Source organism: Pseudomonas sp. Van50, assembly GCF_055390755.1.
This window is the reverse complement of sequence record NZ_AP024343.1, coordinates 1580433-1605596: the sequence shown is the minus strand read 5'-3', so window position 1 is coordinate 1605596 and position 25164 is coordinate 1580433. Positions and strand designations below refer to the sequence as shown.

Here is a 25164-nt window from a genome sequence, read left to right as displayed (position 1 = left end):
AGAATGGCCAGCAATTCATCAACTGACCGGGGGATAAAACGATGTGGCAAAGCTATGTGAACGGGCTCTTGGTGGCGCTCGGGCTGATCATGGCCATCGGCGCCCAGAACGCATTCGTGCTGGCCCAGAGCCTGCGCCGCGAGCACCACTTGCCGGTCGCGGCGCTGTGCATCGCCTGCGACGCCCTGTTGGTCGCCGCCGGAGTGTTCGGCTTGGCGACCTTGCTGGCCCAGAGCCCGTTATTGCTGTCGATTGCCCGCTGGGGCGGCGCGGCGTTCCTGCTCTGGTACGGCAGTCTGGCCTTGCGCCGGGCCTGTTCGAAGCAGAGCCTGCAACAGGGTGAGAACCAGGCTGTGCGCTCGCTGCGGGCAGTGTTGCTCAGCGCGCTGGCGGTGACGCTGCTCAACCCCCACGTCTACCTCGACACCGTGCTGCTGATCGGTTCCCTCGGGGCCCAGCAGAGCGTGCCCGGCGCCTATGTGGTGGGCGCGGCCAGTGCCTCGCTGCTGTGGTTCCTCACCCTGGCCATCGGCGCCGCATGGCTGGCTCCCTGGTTGGCCCGTCCAAGCACCTGGCGGATCCTGGACCTGTTGGTGGCGGTGATGATGTTTACCGTGGCGATGCAATTGATTGTCGCCGGCTGATTATTCCAAACCGCTCTGGAACCTCTATTCCACACAGTTGTTGCGTGGTTATGCCGCACCCCCGGTGCTATGATCCGACTCCTGCGCCGCAAAGAGTACAAACTCCCCGGCGCTAGTCTGGCCGCCCGTGATCGGCCTTGCGCTCACCGCAACTGACCTGATTAGGAGAATCACCATGGCTTTCGAATTGCCGCCGCTGCCCTATCCACACGACGCACTGGCGCCACACATTTCCAAAGAAACTCTGGAATACCACCACGACAAGCACCACAACACCTACGTCGTGAACCTGAACAACCTGGTGCCTGGCACCGAGTTCGAAGGCAAGACCCTGGAAGAAATCGTCAAGACTTCCTCGGGCGGTATCTTCAACAACGCCGCTCAGGTCTGGAACCACACCTTCTACTGGAACTGCCTGGCGCCAAACGCCGGCGGTCAACCAACCGGCGCCCTGGCTGAAGCCATTAACAAGGCATTCGGTTCGTTCGACAAGTTCAAGGAAGAATTCAGCAAGACCTCCATCGGCACCTTCGGTTCCGGCTGGGGCTGGCTGGTGAAAAAGGCTGACGGTTCCCTGGCCCTGGCCAGCACCATCGGTGCCGGCAACCCGCTGACCAGCGGCGACACCCCGCTGCTGACCTGCGATGTGTGGGAACACGCCTACTACATTGACTACCGCAACGTTCGTCCGAAATACGTCGAAGCGTTCTGGAACCTGGTCAACTGGAAATTCGTCGCCGAGCAGTTCGAAGGCAAAGCCTTTACTGCCTAAGCTCGATGCCAGACAAAGGAAACCCGGCGCCGTGCCGGGTTTTTTTTGCGCGACAAAATTGATCGCCAGGCAAATACCTCGTGTCTGGAATCCAAGAAAAAATCCCGACGGGCCTCAAGTTGCGGTGCCTTTCAACCGACACAATGGTCGTAGAGCAATCACTCTGGAAAGAACGTATATCGGTCAGGTTTCAAGCGAAAACCCTTGTGTTTGATTGTCCCTTTGACTGACATCACAGGATTGCCAATACTCATGGCAACTTGACGCTACCCGCACGGAACAAGGAACCACTCTTTGAAGCTGGAACTCAAGAACAGCTTGTCTGTGAAGTTGCTCCGGGTCGTGCTCCTTTCGGCATTGATCGTTGGCATGGTCTTGAGCTGCGCCCAGATCGTGTTCGATGCCTACAAAACCAACCAGGCCGTCGCCAGTGACGCCCAGCGTATCCTCGACATGTTCCGCGATCCATCGACCCAGGCCGTCTACAGCCTGGACCGGGAAATGGGCATGCAAGTGATCGAAGGCCTGTTCCAGGACGAAGCCGTGCGCATGGCCTCCATCGGCCATCCCCGCGAAACCATGCTCGCCGAAAAAACCCGCCCCTTGCAGCACTCCGAAAGCCGCTGGCTGACCGACCTGATCCTGGGCAAGGAGCGCACCTTCACCACGCAGCTGGTAGGGCGTGGCCCCTACAGCGAATATTACGGCGACCTGAGCATTACCCTCGACACGGCCACCTACGGCGAAGGTTTCATCGTCAGCTCGGTGATCATCTTCATCTCCGGGATGCTGCGGGCCCTGGCCATGGGCCTGGTGCTGTACCTGGTCTATCACTGGCTGCTGACCAAGCCGTTGTCGCGGATCATCGAACACCTGACCGAAATCAACCCCGATCGCCCCAGTGCGCACAAGATCCCGCAGTTGCGCGGCCACGAGCAAAACGAACTGGGCCTGTGGATCAACACGGCCAACCAACTGCTCGAATCCATCGAGCGCAACACGCACCTGCGCCACGAAGCGGAAAACAGCCTGCTGCGAATGGCCCAGTACGACTTTCTCACCGGGCTGCCCAACCGTCAGCAACTTCAACAGCAACTGGACAAGATCCTGGTGGACGCCGGACGCCTGCAACGTCGGGTGGCGGTGTTGTGTGTAGGGCTGGATGATTTCAAGGGCATCAACGAACAGTTCAGCTATCAGACCGGCGATCAGTTGCTGCTGGCCCTGGCCGATCGCCTGCGGGCCCACAGTGGGCGGCTCGGCGCACTGGCGCGGCTGGGGGGCGACCAGTTCGCCCTGGTCCAGGCCGACATCGAACAGCCTTACGAGGCCGCCGAACTGGCCCAGAGCATCCTCGATGACCTGGAAGCGCCGTTCGCCATCGACGATCAACAAATCCGCCTGCGGGCCACCATCGGCATCACCCTCTTCCCCGAAGACGGCGACAGCACCGAGAAACTGTTGCAGAAAGCCGAGCAGACCATGACCCTGGCCAAGAGCCGCTCGCGCAATCGCTACCAGTTCTACATTGCCAGCGTCGACAGCGAGATGCGCCGCCGTCGCGAACTGGAAAAAGACCTGCGCGAGGCCCTGGCCCGCGAGCAGTTCACCCTGGTGTACCAGCCACAGATCAGCTACCGCGACCTGCGGGTAGTGGGCACTGAAGCCCTGATCCGCTGGCACCACCCCGAGCACGGCCTGGTGCCGCCGGACCTGTTCATTCCCCTGGCCGAGCAGAACGGCACCATCATCGCCATCGGTGAATGGGTGCTGGACCAGGCGTGCAGGCAATTGCGCGAATGGCACGACCAGGGTTTCCTCGACCTGCGCATGGCGGTCAATCTGTCGACAGTGCAATTGCACCACGCCGAACTGCCACGGGTGGTGAACAATCTCCTGCAGATGTACCGGCTGCCGCCGCGCAGCCTGGAGCTGGAAGTCACCGAGACCGGCCTGATGGAAGACATCACCACCGCGGCCCAGCACTTGCTGAGCCTGCGTCGCTCCGGGGCGCTGATTGCCATCGATGACTTCGGCACCGGCTACTCGTCCCTGAGCTACCTCAAGAGCCTGCCGCTGGACAAGATCAAGATCGACAAGAGCTTCGTCCAGGACCTGCTCGACGACGAAGACGACGCAACCATCGTCCGGGCCATCATCCAATTGGGCAAGAGCCTGGGGATGCAGGTCATTGCCGAGGGCGTCGAGACGGTCGAGCAGGAAGCCTACATCATCGCCGAGGGCTGCCACGAAGGTCAGGGCTACTACTACAGCAAGCCGCTACCGGCGCGGGAATTGGGCCTTTACCTGAAGCAGGCCGAGCGCAGCAAGGTGTCCATCCTCTGATTCCTCTCTTCTGCCACGTTCCTGCAGGAACTGGCGAAGCCTGCGATCCTTTGATTTTCGCCTGGGACTCAATCGGCAGGGGAAAGATCGCAGCCTCGCTTCGCTCGGCAGCTCCTACAGACGCTGCCGATCCCTTCATTAAATAAGAAATATTTACAACCATAACCCTTTACACATAATGCAAATCTTTCGCATTATGTCGCAGTTTTGCGCACCCTCGCGCCTGTCCCATCCATCACCGAAGCAGGATGTTCGCCATGATTCGTATGCCCCTGGCTACCGCCAGTCTGCTGGCCATCGCTATTTCCCTCGCCGGTTGCGGCGAAGGCAAAGACAAGGCCGCCGCGCCGCAAGCGCCAACGCCGGCCGCCAGCACCTCGGCACCGGTCGCCCCTGCTGCCGCCGGCAAAGTCGACGAAGCCGCCGCCAAGGCCGTTGTCGCGCACTATGCCGACATCGTCTATGCCGTCTACAGCGATGCCGAATCCACTGCGAAGACCCTGCAAACCGCCGTCGACGCGTTCCTGGCCAAGCCGAACGCCGATACCTTGAAAGCCGCCAAGGCTGCCTGGGTCGCCGCACGCGTACCGTACCTGCAAAGCGAAGTGTTCCGCTTCGGCAACACCATCATCGACGACTGGGAAGGCCAGGTGAACGCCTGGCCCCTGGACGAAGGCCTGATCGACTACGTCGACAAATCCTACGAGCACGCCTTGGGTAACCCGGGCGCCACCGCCAACATCATCGCCAATACCGAAGTCCAGGTTGGCGAAGACAAGGTCGACGTCAAGGACATCACCCCGGAAAAACTCGCCAGCCTGAACGAGCTGGGCGGTTCCGAGGCCAACGTCGCCACCGGCTACCACGCCATCGAATTCCTGCTGTGGGGCCAGGACCTCAACGGCACCGGCCCGGGCGCCGGCAATCGCCCCGCTTCGGATTACCTGGAAGGCGCCGGTGCCACTGGCGGCCACAACGACCGTCGTCGTGCCTACCTCAAGTCCGTGACCCAACTGCTGGTCAATGACCTGCAGGAAATGGTCGGCAACTGGAAGCCGAACGTGGCCGACAACTACCGCGCCACCCTGGAAGCCGAGCCGGCCGAAAGCGGCCTGCGCAAGATGCTGTTCGGCATGGGCAGCCTGTCCCTGGGTGAACTGGCGGGCGAGCGCATGAAGGTGTCCCTGGAAGCCAACTCGCCGGAAGACGAGCAGGATTGCTTCAGCGACAACACCCACAACTCGCACTTCTACGATGCCAAGGGCGTGCGTAACGTGTACCTGGGCGAATACACCCGTGTCGACGGCACCAAGATGACCGGCGCCAGCCTGTCGTCCCTGGTCGCCAAGGCCGACCCGGCCGCGGACACCGCGCTCAAGGCCAACCTGGCCGACACCGAAGCCAAGATCCAGGTCATGGTCGATCACGCCAACAAGGGTGAGCACTACGACCAGTTGATCGCCGCCGGCAACACTGCCGGTAACCAGATCGTGCGCGACGCCATCGCCGCACTGGTCAAGCAGACCGGTTCGATCGAACAGGCTGCGGGCAAACTGGGCATCAGCGACCTGAACCCGGACAACGCTGATCACGAGTTCTGATCAACGCCGGCTGGCTGCGGGTCAACGCAGCCAGCCAAGCCACAAAACCTGTGGGAGCGAGCTTGCTCGCGATGGGGGCATATCAGTCGACATTTGATGTGTCTGATCTTCCGCTATCGCGAGCAAGCTCGCTCCCACAAGGGGCGTCACTGTGGTTCATGGCTGCAACCCGGCAAGCCGCCCTTCGATAAACCGCCGTTCCGGCAACTGCTGCGTCAGTTCGAGCGCGCGGCGGTACGCGGCCCTCGCCTCGTCCAATCGTCCCAGTTGACGACAGAATTCCGCCTGCGCCGAATAGGCCAGGTGATAGTCGAGTAATTCCCCACGCTCCAGGATCGCCTCGACCAGGCGCAAGCCGACTTCCGGTCCGTCACGCTTGGCCAGGGCGGCAGCGCGGTTGAGTTCGATCACCGGCGACGGCACGGCCCGCAGCAGCACATCATAAAGCCCGACGATCTGCGGCCAATCGGTCTGCTCAGCCGTCGGCGCTTCGGCATGCACCGCCGCAATCGCCGCTTGCAGGCAGTACGGCCCGAACCGTCGGGTTTTCAGCGCGGCTTCCACCAACGCACAGCCCTCGGCGATCAGCTCGGCATCCCATAAGGATCGCACCTGCTCATCCAGCAGAATCAGTTCACCGGTCGACGACGTTCGCGCCGGGCGCCGGGATTCGTGCAGCAGCATCAACGCCAGCAACCCCATGACCTCGGCCTCGGGCAGCAACTCCATCAGCAGACGCCCGAGACGGATGGCTTCGCGCGTCAGGTCTTCGCGAGTCAGCTCGGCGCCCATCGAGGCCGAATACCCTTCGTTGAACACCAGGTAGATCACCCGCAGAACGCTGTCCAGCCGCTCCGGCAGTTCCGCGCGGGACGGCACCTGATAGGGGATCCTGGCATCGCGGATTTTCGCCTTGGCCCGCACGATGCGCTGGGCAATGGCCGCCGGGGCGGCGAGAAACGCCCGGGCGATTTGTTCGGTGGTCAGGTCGCAGACTTCCCGCAGCGTCAGGGGCACCTGGGCATCCGCCGCCAGGGCCGGGTGGCAACAGGTAAAAATCAGCCGCAGGCGATCGTCTTCCACGTCTTCGTCACTCCACGGATCCTGCTCCAGCGCTTCGAGTTGAGCGATCAACATCGGTTGGGACGCGGCGAAACGCGCGCGCCGGCGCAAACTGTCGATGGCCTTGAAGCGCCCGGCAGACACCAGCCAGGCCCGTGGGTTGTCCGGCACACCGTCGCGCTGCCAACGCTCGACCGCAATGAAAAAGGCCTCGTGCAAAGCCTCTTCCGCCAGATCGAAGTCACCCAGCAGGCGAATCAGCGTCGCCAGGATCCGCCGCGAGTCTTGCCGATAAACCTGCTCGACCCGCGCCTTGACCGTTTCGACCGACATCAGTCGAGCATGCCTTGGGTAACCAGTGTCTCAAGCCGGCCCTGGCCCCAACCCTCAGGGAAACCCATGGCGTCGTGTGCCTGGCGATCGATTGCCCGGCTGACGGATAACGCGTAAGGGGCAGCAGTGAGGTTCATGAATGAAATCCTGTTTGTGATTGTTGTTCAGGGGTTCAGTTGGCGTACCGGTCGCACTTCAACGCAGCCGACCCGGGCCGCCGGGATATTGCCGGCGACCTGGATGGCTTCGTTGAGGTCCTTGGCGTCGATCAGGTAAAAGCCCGCCAGTTGCTCCTTGGTTTCGGCGAACGGGCCGTCGGTGATCGACAGCTTGCCGCCACGCATGCGCACCGTGGTGGCGGTCTGTACCGACTCCAGGGCTTCGGCGGCCAGCATGCGCCCACTGCCCTGGATCGATTCGGCATAGGCCATGCACTCGGCGTCCTCCGGGCTGTCGGGCGAGTTGTGCAGCGTCTGTTCGTTGCTATACACCAGGCATAGGTACTTCATGGAAGGCTCCGTGTTCGGACTGATCAACTATGGACGGCAGAATGACGCTCGGCGAAAAAACCGACGATCAGGGTTGCAGGTCGAACAGCGCCGTCCCGGCCATCGGGTCGAACGGAGCGGACCAATGTTCATGGACGATCCGCCATTGTCCGGCTACACGCTGGTAGCAGGCCGTCACACGCATCCAGCAGGCCTGCTCCTCGCCTTTTTCGTTGGTGCCGCCGCAATAGGCCAGCCAGTGGGCAAAGGCGATGTTGTCGGCCGGGGTAATCTTGACCTGATGAAAGTCGAACTTGTGCGGGCCGGGGCACATTTCCATACAGGCTTGCCAATGGGCCCGGTAAGCGGTCTTGCCCTTGAATTGCAGGGCCTGGATGGCATCGAACGAGACAATGCTCTCGTCATAGAGCGCCATGACTTTTTCGACGTCCTTAGCCATGACGGCTTGGCGGTAGGTGTCGATCAAGGCCTGGATCTGGGTTTCAGTGGCTTGGGTATTCATGGTGATTCTCCGCAGTTTTTTGTTGAAGACACCCTTTGTCGTTTGGAGAAACAGCGAATCGACAATCCAACAAAAATAATTCAAAGAGAAAATTCGCTAGAATCCAAGTCCTATCCTGCCGGCAAACATTGGACGTTTCTGTGACCGCTCGACTCGTCCCCTACGAAGACCTGACCGCGCTGCAACGCGAACAGGTCAGCGCCATCGAACTCCACCCCGAACAGATCAAGTTCGCCGGCGATATCCATGGCGCCCTGCACATGCTGCTGTCCCGGCCCGGCCCGGGGGTCAAAGGCTTTGCGCTATTGGCTGGGGACGTGCCAGTGGCCTTCCTGCTGCTCAAGCGCCCGCCGGTACTGCCGGCCTGGGCCAACGAGCACAGCGCCACCCTGCATGCCTTGCAAGTCGACCACCGGGCCCAGGGCAAAGGGTATGGCAAGGCCTGCCTGCAGGCGCTGCCCGCCGTGGCACGAGCCGCCTGGCCGGACATCCACGGATTGGAGCTCTCGGTCGATCCCGATAACGTCTCGGCCATTGGCCTGTACGCCCGCCTGGGCTGGGTCGACAGTGGCGAAGCCTACAAGGGCCGCATCGGGTATGAGCGGCGGATGGGGTTGGTGTTCTGACAAACAGAATCAACGATCGATAGGCGCCGAATGTGGGAGCGAGCTTGCTCGCGATAGCGGTGTTTCAGTCAACATCAAAGCGGCTGACCTGACGCTCTCGCGAGCAGGCTCGCTCCCACAGGGGACTGCGCCGATCAGCTTGGCTTGAGCGGGATCCAGATCTCCAGGGTGCCTTGGCCGGTCCTGGGGTTGAAGTCTTCGCTGTAGCGCTCGAATTCAGGCTGACCCGCCGCTTCGTAACCGGAATGGGGCAGCCACTCTTTCCAGATGTATTGGAACGTATCCGGCAGCTTTTTCAATGGCCCTTTGTGTTCGAAGACCGCGTAATGGCCTGGCTGGATTTCGATCCAGCGGTATTGCTCCGGCAAATCGTCGAGCCGGCTGATTTCCACGCCGGCGATGTATTCGAACCCACCCTTCCCGTCCGGGTTGCAACACACACCGTAGGTCACTTCATCTTTCTGCCCTGGCACCTTGCCGAGCCAGGGCAGGAACTTTTCCCAGAGCAAAGGGATGTCTTGGGCGGTGTCCTGGGTAAACCGAGCACCAAAGCCGGCGATGAGCTGAAAACGTCCCTGTTCAAAGCGTGGCACGGCTGTGTAATCGCGTTCGGGCTTTTCCATGCGGCAACACTCCAGCAAAACGTGAAGTCGGGCTTGGCAGTATAGAAGCCAAACCGTGATTGCCAGGGCCGTTTCGCTTGTCAGATGCCAGGCAGGGCCGCGGTGACGGCGCTTCCTACAAACTCGTTGTAGCCAGAAACAATCACGTACACCGCGAAATAGCAGAAGATCGCGGCGGATGCCCAATAGGAATAACGCAACAATTTATCCCCCAACAGTTTGCCACCCTGGGTCGCCGCCAGGCACAAAGCCGCGCACCACAGCAGCCCGGCGCAGAGAAAACCACTGAGAAACAGCGCCGAGCTGAGCAAGGTTCCGCCGCCCGAACGGGCGATCAGCGTACCGCCCACCGCCGCGAACCAGAGGATGGCACTGGGCGATGACATGGCCAGGAAAATCCCGCGCAAGAACTCCTGGCGCGAAGAGTTGCCCTGCACTTCTCCGGCCTCGGCCAATACCGCGCTGTGATAGATCGCCGAGTGGATCATCTTCGCCGCGAAGTACAGCAACAGCACCGAGCCGCCGACCCACAGCACCCAGCGCACCGCTTCGTATTGCAGCAACACGGTCATGCCGGCCAAGGCCAGGACGGCATAGATCAGATCGCCCACGCAGGTGCCCAGGCCCAAGGCGAACCCCTGGAAATAGCCGCGCTGCATCGCCAGGGTGATCATCGCGATATTGGCCACGCCAATGTCCAGGCACAGCGAAAGGCTCAGCAGGAAGCCGCTGGAAAATTCCATCATTCGTTCCATCAGGATTGGGTGAGACAGGTTCAACAAGTCGCTGCGACCATCGATGGCGCCGCGGCCAGGGCGACAGTGTCGTCGAAAATAGTTCGCCGCGGCTACTGGACAATCCGACATCCGCCCGATTATCTTGCGCCGCAGGCCACCGCAGTGGCCAACGTCGCTCGGACGGTTCCGGGCGCTCACGTATCTCGAGGCAACAATGGCCGAACAAGGTTCGCCGCGCCGCTTTGCGCGCATCGATCGACTCCCCCCGTATGTATTCAATATCACTGCCGAGCTGAAGATGGCTGCGCGTCGGCGCGGCGAAGACATCATCGACTTGAGCATGGGTAATCCCGACGGCGCCACGCCTCCACACATCGTGGAAAAACTGGTCACCGTCGCCCAGCGTGAAGACACCCACGGTTATTCCACCTCCAAAGGCATCCCGCGCCTGCGCCGCGCCATTTCGCGCTGGTACAAGGACCGCTATGAGGTGGACATCGACCCGGAAACCGAAGCCATCGTCACCATCGGTTCCAAGGAAGGCCTGGCCCACCTGATGCTGGCCACCCTGGACCAGGGCGACACGGTGCTGGTGCCCAACCCCAGCTATCCGATCCACATCTACGGTGCGGTGATCGCCGGTGCCCAGGTGCGCTCGGTGCCGTTGGTGCCAGGGGTGGACTTCTTCGACGAACTGGAGCGGGCCATTCGCGGCTCGATCCCCAAGCCGAAGATGATGATCCTCGGCTTTCCGTCCAACCCCACCGCCCAGTGCGTGGAGCTGGACTTCTTCGAGCGGGTCATCGCCCTGGCCAAGCAGTACGACGTGCTGGTGATCCACGACCTGGCCTACGCCGACATCGTGTATGACGGCTGGAAAGCCCCGTCGATCATGCAAGTGCCGGGCGCGAAAGACATCGCGGTGGAGTTCTTCACCCTGTCCAAGAGCTACAACATGGCCGGCTGGCGCATCGGGTTCATGGTGGGCAACCCGGAACTGGTCAACGCCCTGGCGCGGATCAAGAGCTACCACGACTACGGCACCTTCACGCCGCTGCAAGTGGCCGCCATCGCCGCCCTCGAAGGCGACCAGCAATGCGTGCGCGACATCGCCGAGCAGTACCGCCAGCGCCGCAACGTGCTGGTCAAGGGCCTGCATGAGCTGGGCTGGATGGTAGAGAACCCGAAGGCATCGATGTACGTCTGGGCCAAGATTCCCGAGGCCTATGCGCACCTGGGCTCGCTGGAGTTCGCCAAGAAGCTGCTGGCCGAAGCCAAGGTCTGCGTCTCGCCGGGGGTGGGGTTCGGGGAGTATGGGGATGATCACGTGCGCTTTGCGCTGATCGAGAACCAGGACCGGATTCGCCAGGCGGTGCGTGGGATCCGTGGGATGTTCAGGGCGGATGGGTTGGTAAGCAAACCTAACGCCTGACCTAAAACCAGCGGCGGGGGTTGGCTCCCGCCCTGGCTCTACTGATCACCCGAAACCAGTGTGGGAGCGAGCTTGCTCGCGATAGCGGTACAACAGTCAGCCAAGTATCGACTGTAACTCCGCTATCGCGAGCAAGCTCGCTCCCACAATGGGTTATAGGTTGTCGGTTAGACCACCAGCGACAGCAGCAGGATAAAGATCAACCCCACCACCGACAGGATGGTTTCCATCGCGGTCCAGGTCTTGAACGTCTCGGCCACGGTCATGTTGAAGTACTGCTTGACCAGCCAGAAACCCGCGTCGTTGACGTGGGACAGGATCAACGAACCGGCACCGGTCGCCAGCACCAGCAGCTCACGGTTCACACCCGGCATCATCCCCACCACCGGCACCACGATACCGGCACCGGTAATGGTCGCCACCGTCGCCGAACCTGTGGCGATACGGATCACTGCGGCCACCAGCCACGCCAGCAGGATCGGCGAGATCTGCGCACTCACCGCCATGTGACCGATCACATCGCCCACGCCGCTGGTGACCAGCATCTGCTTGAAGCCACCACCGGCACCGATGATCAGGATGATCGCGGCGGTCGGCGCAAGGCTGGCGTCCAGCCATTTGAGCATCTGGCTGGAACCGATGCCCTGCTTGTAGCCGAAGGTGTACAGCGACAGCAACAACGCCAGCAGCAAGGCCGAGATCGGGTGGCCGATCATGTCCATCCAGGCACGGAAGAGGTTGCCGTCGGGCAGCGCCACGTCAGCGAAGGTCTTGAGCAGCATCAGGAACACCGGCGACAGCACGGTGATCAAGGTGATGCTGAAGCTTGGCAGCTCGGCGGCGCTCGTCTCGCGGGCCAGTTGGTCCACCAGCTCCTGGTTCGGATGGCCGGGGATGTGCTTGGCAATGAACGTACCGAAGATCGGGCCGGCAATGATGGCGGTCGGCAGCGCGACGATCAGGCCATAGAGAATGGTCTTGCCGATGTCAGCGCCAAATATGCCAATCGCCAGCAGCGGCCCCGGGTGCGGCGGCACCAGGCCGTGGACCGCGGAAAGACCGGCCAGCAGCGGGATACCGATCTTGATGATCGACACGCCGGTGCGGCGCGCAACGATGAACACCAGCGGGATCAGCAGCACGAAGCCGATTTCGAAGAACAGCGGGATGCCCACCAGGAAGGCGGCGAACATCATCGCCCACTGCACCTTGTCCTTGCCGAAGGCGCGGATCAGGGTCTGGGCGATCTGATCGGCCCCGCCCGACTCGGCCATCATTTTGCCGAGCATCGTGCCCAGCGCCAGGATGATGCCGACAAAGCCCAGCACGCCACCGAAACCGTCCTGGAACGCCTTGATGATGGTGCCGGTCGGCATGCCCGACGTCAGGCCGAGGAACGCGGCGGCGATGGTCAGCGCAATGAACGGGTGGAATTTGAACTTGGTGATGAGGACGATGAGTCCGATCACCGTGACCACTGCATCAAGCAGTAGAAACGTCTCGTGGGACATGCCGAACATGGGAGGTGTCTCCTGATTTGTTGTTGTTATTGAAGCAGTTATTTATGAGTCGTCGGGACAGCGCTATCTTTCTGACGCAAATTTTTTGAAACTCAGCTGGCCAGCTTCAAACCGTGGGCCAACCACCAGACGTAAGCCTGCTGTGCCAGTTCGTCAACGCTGTGGCTGGACGCGTCCAGAGCCAGGGTCAGGGGCTCGCCGACAGGGGATTCAAGGGTGGCGAACTGGCTGTCGATCAGGGTCGACGGCATGAAATGGCCGGGACGATGGGAAACGCGGTCGGCGGCCACTTCGGGGGTCAATTCAAGGAATACGAAACCCAGGCCGGGCAAGGCGCTGCGCAGACGCTCGCGATAACTGTGCTTGAGGGCCGAGCAGGTCAGCACCGGACGCTCGCCCGTGGCATCGACACGGCGCAACTCGTCGCACAGGCTGTCGAGCCAGCCGGCACGGTCGTCGTCGTTCAAGGGATACCGGCACTCATCTTCTGGATGTTGGCCGCGGGGTGGAACGTGTCGCCTTCGATGGCGGTGGCGCCGCTCAACTGGCACAGGGCCTGGCTGACGCACGTTTTGCCGCAACCGGCAACGCCCATGATGACCAGGGCGGAGATGGGATTGTTCATGTAACACCTCAGCGCGCAGACAGCGCTACCTTTGCCAGTTATGACACCGCAGCAAAAGCAGAAGTTGCCGACGCCTTCTTGTCATTTTTGTGGTTGCAGCATGTTCGTTCACGACACCCACGGACGAGGGATCAGGCAACCCCCGCTCACGCATTTGCAGCGGCGTCGAGACAGCGCTACCTTAGTACCTTGATTTTTGTTTGGCAAGCCGCCCTGATGACCGTCTCTAAAAACGATAAGAATACGCGCACCACCGGTCGCCCCACGCTCAACGAAGTCGCACGCCTGGCCGGTGTCAGCCCTATCACCGCCTCCCGTGCCCTGCGTGGCGTCAGCACCGTCGCCTCGGAACTGGTGGAAAAAGTCCGCCAGGCCGCCGTGGAACTCAACTACGTCGTCAATCCCGCCGCCCGCGCCCTGGCTTCGGCCCAGAGCCATTCGGTGGTGGTGCTGGTGCCGTCGTTGTCCAACCTGTTGTTCATCGACACCCTGGAAGCCATCCATCGGGTGCTGCGGCCCAAGGGTTTCGAAGTGGTGATCGGCAACTACCACTACTCCCGGGACGAGGAAGAAGACCTGTTGCGCAACTACATGGCCTATCAGCCAAGGGGTTTGCTGCTGACCGGTTTCGACCGCACCGAAAGCGCCCGCCGCATGATCGAGGCCAGCAACATCCCGTGCGTGTACATGATGGAACTGGACCCCGGCGCCGGGCTCAATTGCGTCGGTTTTTCCCAGCTCAAGGCTGGCGAAACGGCGGCCGAGCACTTGATTTCCAAGGGCCGTAAGCGCCTGGCCTACATCGGCGCGCAACTGGACCAGCGCACCCTGCTGCGCGGTGAAGGCTTTCGCCGCGCCCTGCAGCAAGCCGGTTTGTATGACCCGGACCTGGAACTGCTGACCCCGCGTCCATCCTCGGTGGGCCTGGGCGGGGAATTGTTCCTGCAATTGCTCGGCAGCCACCCGGACGTCGATGCGATCTTCTTCGGCAACGACGACCTGGCCCACGGCGCCCTGTTCGAAGCACTGCGCTGCGGCATCAAGATCCCCGAGCAGGTCTCGGTGCTGGGCTTCAACGACTTGCCCGCCTCGGCCCATATGGTGCCGCGCCTGAGCAGCATCAGCACCCCACGGGAGGCCATCGGTCGCCGCGCCGCCGAACAGATGCTGACACTGATGGCCGGCAACCGCATCGCGCAGCCGGTGGTGGACCTGGGTTTCGAGCTCAAGGTTCGCGAAAGCACCTGAGGCGCCTCGCTCAAGCGGTCGATCCATGCCGTCCGACGGCAAGGGTTGGCCGCCCCGCTCGCCGCGTGCTTGTCCACACCCCTTGGAATACGGGCCTTGCGAAGGCGGCATGGGAATTGCTCCTGCCCATCGCTCAGCCATTACCTACAGGTGTTCATCATGTTGGTCAGTGCCAAACAGCAAGCGATGGTCTTGCCACTCAAACGCCCGGGCGAAGATCCCACCGCCGAAGCCGCCAGCGGCCTGCAAAGCGCCGCGTTGCAGGCATTGCGCGATAACATCCAGGCCCAGGCCAGCCAAGGCAGTGCCCAGGTCCAGGATTCCTTCACCCAACGAGCCACGCAACAGGTCAATGCCGCCACCGCCATCAGCGACAAGGTGGATGAGGCGTTCGCCAAGACGCGCGTGCAATTGCAAACCGTGGCTTCGTCAACGCCTGAAGAGGCCACGACACTTGGCGGCTCCGCCACGGCGCAGTTCAAGGACTACATGAGCAAGACGCCCGAAGAGCGCCTGCGCGACAGCATTCTCGAAGAGATGGGCATTACCGAGGAAGAGTTCGAGGCGATGCCGCCCGAGAAGCAGATGGCGGTCAGCCAGGAGATTGCCCAGCGCATGCAGGACAAGTCAGCGATAGCCCAAGTGGAAAAGGCCCAGGAGAGCCGCACGGGCGACAAAGCCGCGGCCATGGACATGTTTCTCGCCTCGCTTTGAGCCTCGGTACAGGCCAGAGCATTTGAGCTGGGGTGACCGCCCCAGCTCAACCTGAGGCCCGCCAAGGCGATACCGGTTCAATGACCGAACAGGTTCACCTTCTTGATTTTCTTGTCGGCGCGCTTTTCATCGGCAGTCTTCGCCGGTTTTTTCTTTGCCGCTTTTTTTGAATCCATGCCTTTGGCCATGATACGTACTCCAGTCATACGGGATGTGAAGTCAGGTATACACCTATCGCCGCACTCGCGTTCTTTTATAATCGCCTCCCCCTTCTGCGCCACGACCCCGCCATGTCCGAAATCCATTACGCAGCGCTCGAAGCATCGCTTTGGCCGCTGATGAACAAGTTTTACCGCGCCCACCAATCCTCGATGAAAGCAGTGCGTGACGCGCAGCTGTGGGTGGCACGGCGCGATGAGATCGTCGCCGCCCTGTGCTTGCGCCCAGTGTCGGGCGGGCATTGGTTGACGGGGTTGTTCGTCGACCCGGCGTACCGCGTCCAGGGCATTGCCGCGCGATTGATCGCTGAAGCGGTGAACGGGGTGGACAAGCCGGTATGGCTGTTCTGCCACCCGGACTTGCGCGGCTTTTATGAGCGGCGTGGTTTCAGCTTCAACCCTGAACTGCCCTATGCGATGGCCGAACGCCTGAGCCGGTATGCCCGCAGCAAGCCGATGATTGCGATGGGGTGGGAGCCTGCAAAACCCTGAATCAACGCAGTCCATTGTGGGAGCGAGCTTGCTCGCGATTGCGTCAGGTCAGCTGCATCAATGGCGGCTGACACACCGCCATCGCGAGCAAGCTCGCTCCCACAGGGTTCAGGGGTGGGTATCAATCGTCGGCGGTGGGGTCCAGGTCCGGGAACATCACTTCGGTAAAGCCGAACTTGCTGAAATCAGTGATGCGCGACGGGTACAAGCGCCCGATCAGATGATCGCATTCATGCTGCACCACCCGCGCATGAAAGCCCGACGCGTAACGCACGATCGGCTCGCCCTTGGGATCGAAGCCTTCATAGCGGATGTGTTGGTAGCGCTCGACCGCACCGCGCAGGCCCGGCACCGACAGGCAACCTTCGAAACCCTCTTCCATCTGCGGGCCCAGGGGGGTGATCAGTGGGTTGATCAGGATGGTCTGGGGCACCGCCTCGGCGTCGGGGTAACGCTCGCTGTGCTCGAAGCCGAAGATCACCAGTTGCAGGTCGATGCCGATCTGCGGCGCCGCCAGGCCGACGCCGCCGACACTTTCCATGGTCTGGAACATGTCGTCGATCAATTGCCACAATTCCGGGCTGTCGAACATTTCGGCGGGCACCGGCGGGGCGATGCGCAGCAGGCGTTCGTCGCCCATTTTCAGGATTTCACGGATCATGGTCGGGCTTCGTCAGGGTGGGTTTGAGGGATGGAATGGTCGCGCCCCAGGCCCGACACATGCTGTTTTTCGTGCTCGCCCGCGCTCTTTTCACCCGGGTTCTTGCCCTCGGTGGACATGTGCTCGATCACCGCATTCATCTCCGCGCCGAGTAACAGTACCGCCGAAGAAATATAGAAATACAGCAACAACACAATGATCGCGCCGATGCTGCCATACATGGCGTTGTAGTTGGCAAAGGTCTTGACGTAGAACGCGAAGCCCAGGGAAGCGATGATCCACACCACCACCGCCAGCACCGACCCCGGCGTGATGAAGCGAAACTCCTGCTTGACGTCGGGCATCACGTAATAGATCAGTGCCACGGCCACCATCAGCAAGAACACGATCACCGGCCAGCGCACGATCGTCCAGAGCGTGACGATGAACTCCTCCAGACCGACTTGGGCCGCGATCCAGCCCATCACCTGCGGCCCGAGCACCATCAGCGCCGCAGCGGCCAGCAGCATGCCGGCGATGCCGACCGTGTAGAAAATCGACAGCGGGAAGCGCTTCCAGGCCGGACGGCCCTCCACCACGTCGTAGGCGGCGTTCATCGCGCTCATCATCAGCCGCACGCCCGCCGAAGCGGTCCACAAGGCAATGACGATACCCACGGACAGCAAGCCACCCTTGGACTGCTGGAGCTGGTCGATCACCGGGTTGACCTGCTCCAGGGCCTGGGGCGGCAGCACCAGCTCCGATTGCAGGCGCAGCCAGGAGAAGAAGTCCGGCAGGTGCAGGAAACCGATCAGGGCAATCAGGAAGAGAATGAAGGGGAACAGCGAAAACAGCATCTGGTAGGCCAGTGCCGAGGCGTAGGTCGACATCTCGTCGTCGACGAACTCGGTCACGGTACGCATCATCACACGATGCAAAGGTAAGCCTTTCAAGGCCGGAAACATCATGTGCGTCTCCTTTCGCCGCAAAAAAGGAAGGTCGCCTGGCGACTCATGGGGTTGTTATCCAAGACAAAGTAACCTGTTTGGCGACTTTGGAACAATTTCCCCGGCGCAAGTTCGAGCCGACATGAAAACGGCCACCCGCAGATGACCGTTCCAATCGTTTTACTACAGGCGGGTTATGCCTTGTCGACGCCTTTCTTGACCGCATCCTTGGCCTTGCCCACGGCTTGTTGGGCCTCGCCTTTTTTCTCCTGGACCACGCCCTCGGCGCGCATACGGTCATTGTCGGTGGCCTTGCCGACGCCTTGCTTGATGTTGCCGACGGCTTCGTTGGCAACGCCCTTCACTTTATCGCTCGTGCTACCCATGATGTCTCTCCTGTGAACAACGGTACGAAAAGTCATTACATAAGGGTTGACCGGGGCCGTTTGCCGGGAGTTTCATTTTTTTCAGCGGCACATTTCATCGTCGAATGCAGGTTGCACTTTATGTTTGTCGATCAACCCCCGAGAATGCCCCACGTATTCAGGCTGTGGCTTGAAGCTCCAACCCCGTAGGAACGTTATGAAACTCGATAAAAAGCAGGCCATCGCCCGCAGGAACCAGGAACTGGGCGGCGCCGTACTGGGCGTCAACAACTGCCATTTCAGCGAATTGAACCGCAACCGCAACATTTTCTGGTTCGATATCCCGGTGGCGCGCCTGGCCATCGGTCAATACGAATGGATCCACCTGCTGCTGCACACGCCGGCCACCGATGAGCTGCTGCACTTGAAGGTGCCGACCGTGTTCCTGCGGGAAAAAATGGAAGGCCTGGAAGTGCGCAACCAGGGCAAACGCAAGGCCGCCCTGAGCCTGGAACTGAGCGCCGACAAGGACGCCTACCTGCAGGACATGCGGCCGGGTGGCACCAACCTGGACTTTGCGCAGTTCCGGTTGTAACCGGACCCGAGAAGCACCGGTTCCCTGTGGCGAGGGAGCTTGCTCCCGCTGGACGCGCAGCGGCCCTTGCGGTGTGTCAGTAGAATCGCAGGGGGCTGCTGCGCAGCCCAGCGGGAGCAAGCTCCCTCGCCACACAAGCGCTCTCGCTTCAGGTCATCGCCCAACAAAAAGCCCCGTATCAGCGGGGCTTTTTGTTGGCAACGGTCTTACTTCTTCAACCCCAGCTTCCTGAGTTCTTCATCCCGCAACTCGCGGCGCAGGATCTTGCCCACGTTGGTGGTCGGCAAGGCATCGCGGAACTCCACGGCCTTGGGCACCTTGTAGCCGGTGACGTTGGCACGCATGTGTTCCATCACCTGTTCCTTGGTCAACGTCACACCCGGCCGTGCGACGATGAAGATCTTGATCGCCTCGCCGGATTTTTCGTCCGGCACGCCGATGGCCGCGCATTGCAGCACGCCCGGCAGGGTTGCCAGCACATCTTCCAGTTCGTTGGGGTACACGTTGAAACCGGAGATCAGGATCATGTCCTTCTTGCGATCGACGATGCGCATGTAGCCGTCCGGCTGGATCAGCGCAATGTCACCGGTCTTGAGCCAGCCTTCGCTGTCGAGGATCTCGTCGGTGGCTTCCTGACGCTGCCAGTAGCCCTTCATCACCTGGGGACCTTTCACGCACAACTCGCCGATTTCGCCCAATGGCTGCTCGACGCCCGCGTCATTGATCACCTTGCACAGCGTCGACGGCACGGGAATGCCGATAGTACCGATCTGGATGTTCTGGATCGGGTTGACGGTGGCCACCGGGCTGGTTTCGGTCATGCCATAACCTTCGCAGATCGGGCAACCGGTCACCGCTTTCCAGCGCTCGGCCGCGGCCAGTTGCAGGGCCATGCCACCGGACAGGGTGACTTTCAGTGCCGAGAAGTCCAGCTTGCGGAAGGCTTCGTTGTTGCACAGGGCCACGAACAGCGTATTGAGGCCGACGAAACCGCTGAACTTCCACTTCGACAGTTCCTTGACCATCGCCGAGAGGTCGCGCGGGTTGCTGATCAGGATATTGTGGTTGCCGATCAGCATCATCGCCATGCAATGAAAGGTGAAGGCATAGATGTGGTACAGCGGCAGTGGCGTGATCAGCACCTCGCAACCCTCATTGAGGTTGGAGCCCATCAGCGCCTTGCACTGCAGCATGTTCGCCACCAGGTTGCGGTGGCTGAGCATCGCGCCCTTGGCCACGCCAGTGGTGCCGCCGGTGTATTGCAGCACAGCCACGTCGTCGCTGGTGGGGTTGGCTTCGTTCACCGGCTGGCCGTGGCCTTTGCTCAGCACGTCGTTGAACTTGACGGCCTTGGGCAAGTGATAAGCCGGGACCATTTTCTTGACGTACTTGATCACGCTGTTGATCAACAGGCGCTTGAGCGGCGGCAGCAGGTCGGCGACTTCGGTGACGATGACGTGCTTGACGCCTGTCTTCGGTACCACGGTTTCCGCCAGGTGCGCCATGTTCGCCAGGCACACCAGGGCCTTGGCACCGGAGTCGTTGAACTGGTGTTCCATTTCCCGCGCGGTGTACAGCGGGTTGGTGTTGACCACGATCAGCCCGGCACGGATCGCACCGAACACGGCCACCGGGTACTGGAGAACGTTGGGCAGCTGCACGGCGATTCGATCGCCCGGCTGTAAATCGGTATGCTGTTGCAGGTACGCGGCAAACGCCCCGGACAACTCGTAGAGCTCACCGTAGGTGATCGTCTTGCCGAGGTTGCTGAATGCCGGCTTGTTGGCAAAGCGTTGGCAGGACTGCTTCAACACCGCCTGAATATTCGGATACTCGTCTGGATTGATGTCGGCAGCAATCCCAGCTGGGTACTTATCCTTCCAAAAGTCTTCGATCATGGAAGCCCACTCCTCAGCAACGCGAATTCTCACCGCATTTGATGCGATTATTATTGGTGTGTGTTTATTGGTGAATCTGGCTTGAATCAAGGCCGAGAAGTCACAAAAGCGCGCCGAGAGTAGCAGCTTTGCCAAGGGTCGCCTAGAGCCAAAAACAACCCCCACAGTCATAAACATGACTCATGAATATTTTATGGTCATTTTTAGAGTAAAAATTCTAAGCCCTGGATAATCACCCCGAATACATAAAAAACGGTGAGAGCGAGCTTGCTCGCGATGACGGTGTATCAGCCAACATTTCTGTCACTGACCTACCGCTATCGCGAGCAAGCTCGCTCCCACAGGGTTTCCATGAGGCAGGCGCCTCAGGCGATATCCCGCAACTCCCGCCGCAGGATCTTGCCCACTGGGGTCATCGGCAATGAATCCCGCAACACGATGTGCTTGGGAATCTTGTAGCCGGTGAAGTTTTCCTTGCAGTAGGCCTTGAGTTCTTCGAGGCTGACCCCGGCCTCACGCGCCACCACGAACAGCTTCACCGCCTCCCCCGAACGCTCGTCCGGCACGCCGATCACCGCGCAGTTGGCCACCTTGGGATGGGCCATCACCACGTCTTCGATCTCGTTGGGGTACACATTGAAACCCGAGACGATGATCATGTCCTTCTTGCGGTCGACGATGCGCACGAACCCGTCCGGGTCGATCACCGCGATATCGCCAGACTTGAACCAGCCCTCGCTGTCCAGCACTTCGGCCGTGGCCTCGGGCTTGTTCCAATAGCCTTTCATGATCTGCGGCCCCTTGATGCACAGCTCGCCGCGCTCGCCCAGGGGCTGCTCGAGGCCATCGTCGTTGATCACTTTCATCAGCGTACCTGGCACCGGCATCCCCACCGTGCCCAGCCGAGACTTGCCACCGTAAGGATTGGCACTTGCCACCGGTGAGGTTTCGGTCAGGCCATAGCCCTCGGTAATGCCGCAACCGGTGAGCTGCTGCCAGCGCTCGGCGGTGGCCTTGATCAACGCGGTGCCGCCGGAGTTGGTGACCTTGAGGTGGGAAAAATCCAGGGTCTTGAAATCCGGATGGTCCATCAACGCCACGAACAGCGTGTTGAGCCCCAGCAACAACGAGAAACGCCAGTTCTTCAGTTCCTTGATGAAGCCGCCGATGTCCCGTGGATTGGTGATCAGCACGTTGTGGTTGCCGGTCACCATCATGCACATGCAGTTCGCCGTGAACGCATAGATATGGTAAAGCGGCAGAGGCGCGATCATGACCTCCTGGCCTTCGCGCAGCAGCGGCTGGCCGTCCTCGCCGAGCTGCCCCAGGCAGGCCCGGGCCTGTTGCATGTTGGCCACCAGGTTGCCGTGGGTCAGCATCGCGCCCTTCGCCAACCCGGTGGTGCCACCGGTGTATTGCAATACCGCAATATCGTCGAGGCTGACGTTCAGCGGCTTGATGCCCTGGCCGCGTCCCAGGCGCAAGGCGCTCTTGAAGGAAATGGCCTGGGGCAGCGAATAGGCCGGGACCATTTTCTTGACCTTGCTCACCATCGTGTTGACCAGCCAGCCCTTGGCGGTGGGCATCAGGTCGCCCATCTTCGCTTCGATCAGGTACTGCAGGTCCGTATCGGGCAACACCTCCTGGACTTTCTGCCCGAACATGTTCAGGTACACCAGCGCCCGGGCACCGGAGTCCTTGAACTGATGACGCATTTCCCGCGCGGTATACAGCGGGTTGGTGTTGACCACGATCAGCCCGGCGCGCAAGGCACCGAACACGGCGATCGGGTACTGCAGGATGTTAGGCATCTGCACCGCGATACGATCGCCAGGCGCCAGGTCGGTATGGGTTTGCAGGTAGCCGGCGAAGGCCGCGCTGTAGCGCTCGAGCTCGGCATAGGTGAGGGTCACCCCCATGTTGCTGAACGCCGGACGGTCGGCAAATTTCTTGCAGGAACGCTCGAACACCTCGATCACCGACTTGTAGGTCCCCAGGTCGACATCCAGGGGCACGCCGGCCGGGCGTTTGTCATTCCAGAAATCAGGCTGCATTGTTTTTGTCCTCTTTACCTGAGCATGTCCGGGCCGCGTCTGTATCGCTTGCAGAGGCGGAGCTCTTGGGACACTAGCAGCTATGGCCAATCAGGCAAATATGGCAACCTGCGTCATAGATTGTGTGAATCTTCTTGCCATGGTGTGGCCTGATCAGGCGAGACGCAACGGATGCGCTATACAATGCAGCGACGCTGCGTCTGACTTTGTGCAAAGGAATCGCCATGATCCACCAAACGTTCTGGCTGACCGCGACCGACCATAGCCGCCTGTTCGTCAACCAGTGGCTGCCCGAAACCGCCCCGTTGGCGGTGATCATGCTGGCCCATGGCATGGCCGAACACAGCGGCCGCTACGCCCGCCTGGCCCAGGCGCTGTGCGACGAAGGCTACGGTGTCTATGGGATGGACCAGCGCGGCCATGGCAAGACCGGCGAGGGAGCGACTCTCGGCCACTTTGCCGACGAAGATGGCTGGGCCAAGGTCGTGGGTGATTTGGCCAGCCTCAACCATCACATCGGCCAGCAGCACCCGGATACGCCCATCCTGCTGCTGGGCCACAGCATGGGCAGCTACATCGCCCAGGGTTACCTGCTGCATCACAGCGCCAGCCTGCACGGGGCGATTCTCAGCGGTTCGAACTTCCAGCCGGTGGCGCTCTACCGCAGCGCTCGCCTGATCGCCCGCTTCGAACGCCGGCGCCAGGGTGCGACGGGGCGCAGTGCCTTGATCGAGTGGCTGTCGTTCGGCAGTTTCAACAAGAAATTCAAACCGACCCGTACCCCCTTCGACTGGCTCAGTCGCGATCCGGCCGAAGTCGACAAGTACATCCACGACCCGCTGTGCGGCTTTCGCTGCACCAATCAACTGTGGGTCGACCTGCTCGGCGGCTTGCAGCAAATCAGCAAAGCGTCCAATCTCGCCCAGATCGATCCGGGCCTGCCCTTGCTGGTGATCGGTGGCGAATGTGATCCGGTGAGCGAAGGCAAGCGTCTGAAGGATCTGGCCGACGCCCTGCGCGACGCCGGCAGCCAGCACCTGCAATTGACGATTTACCCGCAGGCCCGGCACGAATTGTTCAATGAAACCAACCGCGATGAAGTGACCGCCGACGTGCTGGCCTGGATTGCCCAGGCCCTGGACCACAAGCGGCCGCCACGCAGCGAGTAGGCTTGCAGCGTTTTCCTTTATTCCACAGGATCTGAAACAGATGACCCAGGTTACCAACACCCCTTACGAAGCCCTCGAAATAGGCCAGACCGCCAGCTACAGCAAGACCGTCGAGGAACGCGATATCCAGTTGTTCGCAGCGATGTCGGGCGATCACAACCCCGTGCACCTGGACGCCGAATTCGCCGCGGCGAGCATGTTCAAGGAGCGCATCGCCCACGGCATGTTCAGCGGTGCGCTGATCAGCGCGGCAGTGGCGTGCGAGCTGCCTGGGCCGGGCACGATCTATATCGGCCAGCAGATGAGCTTCCAGAAACCGGTGAAAATCGGCGACACCCTGACCGTGCGCCTGGAGATCCTGGAAAAGATGCCGAAGTTTCGCGTACGCATCGCCACCCGCGTGTTCAACCAGCGCGACGAGCTGGTGGTGGACGGCGAAGCCGAAATCCTCGCCCCACGCAAGCAGCAGACCGTGACCTTGCCGACGTTGCCGGCGATCAGCATTGGCTAACAGCTTCTGCGTGACCTTGTGGGAGCGAGCTCGCTCGCGATGAGGTCGGACAGTCGACCTCGATGGAGAATGTCCGGCCGCCATCGCGAGCAAGCTCGCTCCCACAAGTTATTGCTGGCCCTCCTGCACCTGCACGCTCGCCGTCATCCCGGCGCTCAGGTTCACGCCCTCCGGCACCTTGTCCAACTTGATCCGCACCGGGATCCGCTGGGCCAGGCGCACCCAGTTGAAGGTCGGCTCCACCTCCGCCAGCAACTGCGCATCGGGGTTGGTGTTGCGGTCGGTAATGCCGCGGCTGATGCTTTCGACGTGACCCTCCAGCGCATGGCCGGCACTCATCAGCCAGATCTTGACCGGATCGCCCACACGAATCCTGGGCAATTTGGTTTCTTCGAAATAGGCCTGCACATAGAACGTCGAGTCGTCGATCAGCGCCATGACCGGCTGCCCGGCATTCACGTAGTTGCCTTCGGCCAGGCGCAGGTTGGTGATGTGGCCGCTGCGGGGGGCCAGGACCTGGCTGCGGGCCAGGTTGAGCTCGGCGACCTTGGCCTCGGCCTGGGCTTCGCGCAGTTCGCCGCGGGCGATGCCGGCGTTGATCTGGGCGTTTTCCCGCAGTTCCGCACTGATGGCCTGGGGCCCCAGGGCGGCGCGACGACTGGCTTCGTGTTCGCGCAGGCTCAGTTGCTGCTGGCGTGTCTGGACCACGGCCCGGGCCTTCTCCACCGCTGCCTCGAAACGCTCGCGGTCGATGCTCAACAATAGATCACCGGCCTTGACCTGCTGGTTATCCACAGCCTTGAGTTCGCGCACCCAGCCCGACACGTCGGGTGCGATCACCACCACGTCGGCGCGGATCCGCGCATCGCGAGTCCAGGGCGTGAGCATGTAGTACTGCCACAGGTGAAAGCCGGCGAAGATCGCCACGGCCACCATGCACAGCGTGACGGCGACACGTACGGAAGTACGCATGTTCAACTC

At 61.3% G+C, this 25164-nt stretch carries 24 protein-coding genes and 2 pseudogenes; 12 read left to right on the top strand and 14 right to left on the bottom strand.

Features of this window, described 5'->3' with window-relative positions; translation table 11 throughout:
- Window positions 1–41: 41 nt before the first annotated feature.
- From ACZ5M5_RS07070 to ACZ5M5_RS07055, 4 genes are all read left to right on the top strand, one after another.
- On the top strand, window positions 42–644 hold the full coding sequence (locus ACZ5M5_RS07070; RefSeq protein ID WP_092203858.1) for a LysE/ArgO family amino acid transporter: 603 nt from the start codon (window positions 42–44) through the stop codon (window positions 642–644).
- 175 nt (window positions 645–819) lie between these two features.
- Entirely contained in the window at window positions 820–1416 is a 597-nt protein-coding gene (locus ACZ5M5_RS07065; RefSeq protein ID WP_060738835.1) for a superoxide dismutase, read from the top strand.
- Window positions 1417–1710: 294 nt separating this feature from the next.
- Complete coding sequence (locus ACZ5M5_RS07060) at window positions 1711–3762, top strand: putative bifunctional diguanylate cyclase/phosphodiesterase (RefSeq protein WP_060738836.1); 2052 nt, start codon at window positions 1711–1713, stop codon at window positions 3760–3762.
- A 257-nt stretch (window positions 3763–4019) separates the two neighbouring features.
- Window positions 4020–5363 carry an imelysin family protein gene (locus ACZ5M5_RS07055; RefSeq protein ID WP_464738815.1) on the top strand — a complete coding sequence of 448 codons (1344 nt, stop codon included), beginning with the start codon at window positions 4020–4022 and terminating at the stop codon, window positions 5361–5363.
- 156 nt (window positions 5364–5519) lie between these two features.
- Here ACZ5M5_RS07055 and ACZ5M5_RS07050 read toward each other — a convergent pair whose 3' ends face one another.
- The 4 genes and pseudogenes from ACZ5M5_RS07050 to ACZ5M5_RS07035 form a co-directional block, all read right to left on the bottom strand.
- Complete coding sequence (locus ACZ5M5_RS07050) at window positions 5520–6758, bottom strand: RNA polymerase sigma factor (protein ID WP_060738838.1); 1239 nt, start codon at window positions 6756–6758, stop codon at window positions 5520–5522.
- Window positions 6758–6847 (bottom strand): annotated as a pseudogene (locus ACZ5M5_RS07045) (polyketide cyclase); the annotation flags it as partial. The pseudogene ACZ5M5_RS07045 and the gene ACZ5M5_RS07050, both read right to left, overlap by 1 nt.
- Window positions 6848–6922: 75 nt before the next feature.
- On the bottom strand, window positions 6923–7267 hold the full coding sequence (locus ACZ5M5_RS07040) for a YciI family protein (RefSeq protein WP_060738839.1): 345 nt from the start codon (window positions 7265–7267) through the stop codon (window positions 6923–6925).
- Window positions 7268–7334: 67 nt separating this feature from the next.
- Entirely contained in the window at window positions 7335–7769 is a 435-nt protein-coding gene (locus ACZ5M5_RS07035) for a YybH family protein (protein ID WP_060738840.1), read from the bottom strand.
- 140 nt (window positions 7770–7909) lie between these two features.
- Between ACZ5M5_RS07035 and ACZ5M5_RS07030 the strand changes: the two genes are divergently transcribed.
- Window positions 7910–8395: a GNAT family N-acetyltransferase gene (locus tag ACZ5M5_RS07030; protein WP_060738841.1), complete on the top strand. Its 486-nt coding sequence runs from the start codon at window positions 7910–7912 to the stop codon at window positions 8393–8395.
- 134 nt (window positions 8396–8529) lie between these two features.
- Here the strand turns inward: ACZ5M5_RS07030 and ACZ5M5_RS07025 are convergent, their stop codons facing one another.
- Window positions 8530–9018 (bottom strand): GyrI-like domain-containing protein, encoded by a 489-nt coding sequence (locus ACZ5M5_RS07025; RefSeq protein ID WP_060738842.1) that lies wholly within the window; start codon window positions 9016–9018, stop codon window positions 8530–8532.
- Window positions 9019–9098: 80 nt separating this feature from the next.
- Window positions 9099–9761, bottom strand: a complete 663-nt coding sequence (locus ACZ5M5_RS07020; protein ID WP_060738843.1) for a LysE family translocator — start codon at window positions 9759–9761, stop codon at window positions 9099–9101.
- Window positions 9762–9969: 208 nt separating this feature from the next.
- Here ACZ5M5_RS07020 and alaC point away from each other — a divergent pair, with 208 nt between their 5' ends.
- Window positions 9970–11187, top strand: coding sequence for an alanine transaminase (alaC, locus tag ACZ5M5_RS07015; protein WP_060738844.1), 1218 nt, complete (start codon window positions 9970–9972; stop codon window positions 11185–11187).
- A 167-nt stretch (window positions 11188–11354) separates the two neighbouring features.
- Here the strand turns inward: alaC and ACZ5M5_RS07010 are convergent, their stop codons facing one another.
- Both ACZ5M5_RS07010 and ACZ5M5_RS07005 read right to left on the bottom strand, forming a co-directional pair.
- On the bottom strand, window positions 11355–12707 hold the full coding sequence (locus tag ACZ5M5_RS07010) for a GntP family permease (RefSeq protein WP_060738845.1): 1353 nt from the start codon (window positions 12705–12707) through the stop codon (window positions 11355–11357).
- A 92-nt stretch (window positions 12708–12799) separates the two neighbouring features.
- Window positions 12800–13332, bottom strand: a pseudogene (locus ACZ5M5_RS07005) (gluconokinase).
- 216 nt (window positions 13333–13548) lie between these two features.
- Here ACZ5M5_RS07005 and gntR point away from each other — a divergent pair.
- From gntR to ACZ5M5_RS06990, 3 genes are all read left to right on the top strand, one after another.
- Complete coding sequence (gene gntR, locus ACZ5M5_RS07000) at window positions 13549–14580, top strand: HTH-type transcriptional regulator GntR (RefSeq protein WP_464738814.1); 1032 nt, start codon at window positions 13549–13551, stop codon at window positions 14578–14580.
- Between the two features lie 159 nt (window positions 14581–14739).
- Window positions 14740–15294 carry a hypothetical protein gene (locus tag ACZ5M5_RS06995; protein ID WP_103311351.1) on the top strand — a complete coding sequence of 185 codons (555 nt, stop codon included), beginning with the start codon at window positions 14740–14742 and terminating at the stop codon, window positions 15292–15294.
- A gap of 290 nt (window positions 15295–15584) precedes the next feature.
- Window positions 15585–16004, top strand: coding sequence for a GNAT family N-acetyltransferase (locus tag ACZ5M5_RS06990; RefSeq protein ID WP_060738849.1), 420 nt, complete (start codon window positions 15585–15587; stop codon window positions 16002–16004).
- A 121-nt stretch (window positions 16005–16125) separates the two neighbouring features.
- Here ACZ5M5_RS06990 and def read toward each other — a convergent pair whose 3' ends face one another.
- The 3 genes from def to ACZ5M5_RS06975 form a co-directional block, all read right to left on the bottom strand.
- Window positions 16126–16665 carry a peptide deformylase gene (gene def / locus ACZ5M5_RS06985; RefSeq protein ID WP_060738850.1) on the bottom strand — a complete coding sequence of 180 codons (540 nt, stop codon included), beginning with the start codon at window positions 16663–16665 and terminating at the stop codon, window positions 16126–16128.
- On the bottom strand, window positions 16662–17612 hold the full coding sequence (locus ACZ5M5_RS06980) for a YihY/virulence factor BrkB family protein (protein ID WP_060738851.1): 951 nt from the start codon (window positions 17610–17612) through the stop codon (window positions 16662–16664). The genes def and ACZ5M5_RS06980 overlap by 4 nt, the downstream gene beginning before the upstream one ends.
- 173 nt (window positions 17613–17785) lie before the next feature.
- The gene (locus ACZ5M5_RS06975) at window positions 17786–17977 is read right to left on the bottom strand and encodes a CsbD family protein (protein ID WP_060738852.1); all 192 of its coding nucleotides are present in this window, start codon (window positions 17975–17977) and stop codon (window positions 17786–17788) included.
- Window positions 17978–18173: 196 nt separating this feature from the next.
- Between ACZ5M5_RS06975 and ACZ5M5_RS06970 the strand changes: the two genes are divergently transcribed.
- Window positions 18174–18551: a hypothetical protein gene (locus tag ACZ5M5_RS06970; protein ID WP_060738853.1), complete on the top strand. Its 378-nt coding sequence runs from the start codon at window positions 18174–18176 to the stop codon at window positions 18549–18551.
- 206 nt (window positions 18552–18757) lie between these two features.
- Here the strand turns inward: ACZ5M5_RS06970 and fadD1 are convergent, their stop codons facing one another.
- On the bottom strand, window positions 18758–20449 hold the full coding sequence (fadD1, locus tag ACZ5M5_RS06965; RefSeq protein WP_060738854.1) for a long-chain-fatty-acid--CoA ligase FadD1: 1692 nt from the start codon (window positions 20447–20449) through the stop codon (window positions 18758–18760).
- A gap of 365 nt (window positions 20450–20814) precedes the next feature.
- Window positions 20815–22503 (bottom strand): long-chain-fatty-acid--CoA ligase FadD2, encoded by a 1689-nt coding sequence (gene fadD2, locus ACZ5M5_RS06960; RefSeq protein ID WP_060738855.1) that lies wholly within the window; start codon window positions 22501–22503, stop codon window positions 20815–20817.
- Window positions 22504–22727: 224 nt separating this feature from the next.
- Between fadD2 and ACZ5M5_RS06955 the strand changes: the two genes are divergently transcribed.
- Together ACZ5M5_RS06955 and ACZ5M5_RS06950 are read left to right on the top strand one after the other, a co-directional pair.
- On the top strand, window positions 22728–23672 hold the full coding sequence (locus ACZ5M5_RS06955) for an alpha/beta hydrolase (protein ID WP_464738813.1): 945 nt from the start codon (window positions 22728–22730) through the stop codon (window positions 23670–23672).
- 40 nt (window positions 23673–23712) lie between these two features.
- A complete protein-coding gene (locus tag ACZ5M5_RS06950) occupies window positions 23713–24183 on the top strand; it encodes a MaoC family dehydratase (RefSeq protein ID WP_060738857.1) in 471 nt (156 codons plus the stop codon).
- Window positions 24184–24291: 108 nt separating this feature from the next.
- Here the strand turns inward: ACZ5M5_RS06950 and ACZ5M5_RS06945 are convergent, their stop codons facing one another.
- Window positions 24292–25155, bottom strand: coding sequence for an efflux RND transporter periplasmic adaptor subunit (locus tag ACZ5M5_RS06945; RefSeq protein WP_060738858.1), 864 nt, complete (start codon window positions 25153–25155; stop codon window positions 24292–24294).
- Window positions 25156–25164 lie beyond the last annotated feature (9 nt).

What these genes read in the sequence shown, in the direction of transcription:
- def (WP_060738850.1), bottom strand. Translation starts at nt 16,665, where the DNA reads ATGATCCGTGAAATCCTGAAAATGGGCGACGAACGCCTGCTGCGCATC.
- ACZ5M5_RS07050 (WP_060738838.1), bottom strand. Translation starts at nt 6,758, where the DNA reads ATGTCGGTCGAAACGGTCAAGGCGCGGGTCGAGCAGGTTTATCGGCAA.
- ACZ5M5_RS07020 (WP_060738843.1), bottom strand. Translation starts at nt 9,761, where the DNA reads ATGGAATTTTCCAGCGGCTTCCTGCTGAGCCTTTCGCTGTGCCTGGAC.
- ACZ5M5_RS07055 (WP_464738815.1), top strand. Translation starts at nt 4,020, where the DNA reads ATGATTCGTATGCCCCTGGCTACCGCCAGTCTGCTGGCCATCGCTATT.
- ACZ5M5_RS06975 (WP_060738852.1), bottom strand. Translation starts at nt 17,977, where the DNA reads ATGGGTAGCACGAGCGATAAAGTGAAGGGCGTTGCCAACGAAGCCGTC.
- ACZ5M5_RS07025 (WP_060738842.1), bottom strand. Translation starts at nt 9,018, where the DNA reads ATGGAAAAGCCCGAACGCGATTACACAGCCGTGCCACGCTTTGAACAG.
- alaC (WP_060738844.1), top strand. Translation starts at nt 9,970, where the DNA reads ATGGCCGAACAAGGTTCGCCGCGCCGCTTTGCGCGCATCGATCGACTC.
- fadD1 (WP_060738854.1), bottom strand. Translation starts at nt 20,449, where the DNA reads ATGATCGAAGACTTTTGGAAGGATAAGTACCCAGCTGGGATTGCTGCC.
- ACZ5M5_RS06995 (WP_103311351.1), top strand. Translation starts at nt 14,740, where the DNA reads ATGTTGGTCAGTGCCAAACAGCAAGCGATGGTCTTGCCACTCAAACGC.
- ACZ5M5_RS07070 (WP_092203858.1), top strand. Translation starts at nt 42, where the DNA reads ATGTGGCAAAGCTATGTGAACGGGCTCTTGGTGGCGCTCGGGCTGATC.
- ACZ5M5_RS06945 (WP_060738858.1), bottom strand. Translation starts at nt 25,155, where the DNA reads ATGCGTACTTCCGTACGTGTCGCCGTCACGCTGTGCATGGTGGCCGTG.
- ACZ5M5_RS06980 (WP_060738851.1), bottom strand. Translation starts at nt 17,612, where the DNA reads ATGATGTTTCCGGCCTTGAAAGGCTTACCTTTGCATCGTGTGATGATG.
- ACZ5M5_RS07040 (WP_060738839.1), bottom strand. Translation starts at nt 7,267, where the DNA reads ATGAAGTACCTATGCCTGGTGTATAGCAACGAACAGACGCTGCACAAC.
- ACZ5M5_RS07065 (WP_060738835.1), top strand. Translation starts at nt 820, where the DNA reads ATGGCTTTCGAATTGCCGCCGCTGCCCTATCCACACGACGCACTGGCG.
- ACZ5M5_RS07035 (WP_060738840.1), bottom strand. Translation starts at nt 7,769, where the DNA reads ATGAATACCCAAGCCACTGAAACCCAGATCCAGGCCTTGATCGACACC.
- ACZ5M5_RS06950 (WP_060738857.1), top strand. Translation starts at nt 23,713, where the DNA reads ATGACCCAGGTTACCAACACCCCTTACGAAGCCCTCGAAATAGGCCAG.
- fadD2 (WP_060738855.1), bottom strand. Translation starts at nt 22,503, where the DNA reads ATGCAGCCTGATTTCTGGAATGACAAACGCCCGGCCGGCGTGCCCCTG.
- gntR (WP_464738814.1), top strand. Translation starts at nt 13,549, where the DNA reads ATGACCGTCTCTAAAAACGATAAGAATACGCGCACCACCGGTCGCCCC.
- ACZ5M5_RS06970 (WP_060738853.1), top strand. Translation starts at nt 18,174, where the DNA reads ATGAAACTCGATAAAAAGCAGGCCATCGCCCGCAGGAACCAGGAACTG.
- ACZ5M5_RS06955 (WP_464738813.1), top strand. Translation starts at nt 22,728, where the DNA reads ATGATCCACCAAACGTTCTGGCTGACCGCGACCGACCATAGCCGCCTG.
- ACZ5M5_RS06990 (WP_060738849.1), top strand. Translation starts at nt 15,585, where the DNA reads ATGTCCGAAATCCATTACGCAGCGCTCGAAGCATCGCTTTGGCCGCTG.
- ACZ5M5_RS07010 (WP_060738845.1), bottom strand. Translation starts at nt 12,707, where the DNA reads ATGTTCGGCATGTCCCACGAGACGTTTCTACTGCTTGATGCAGTGGTC.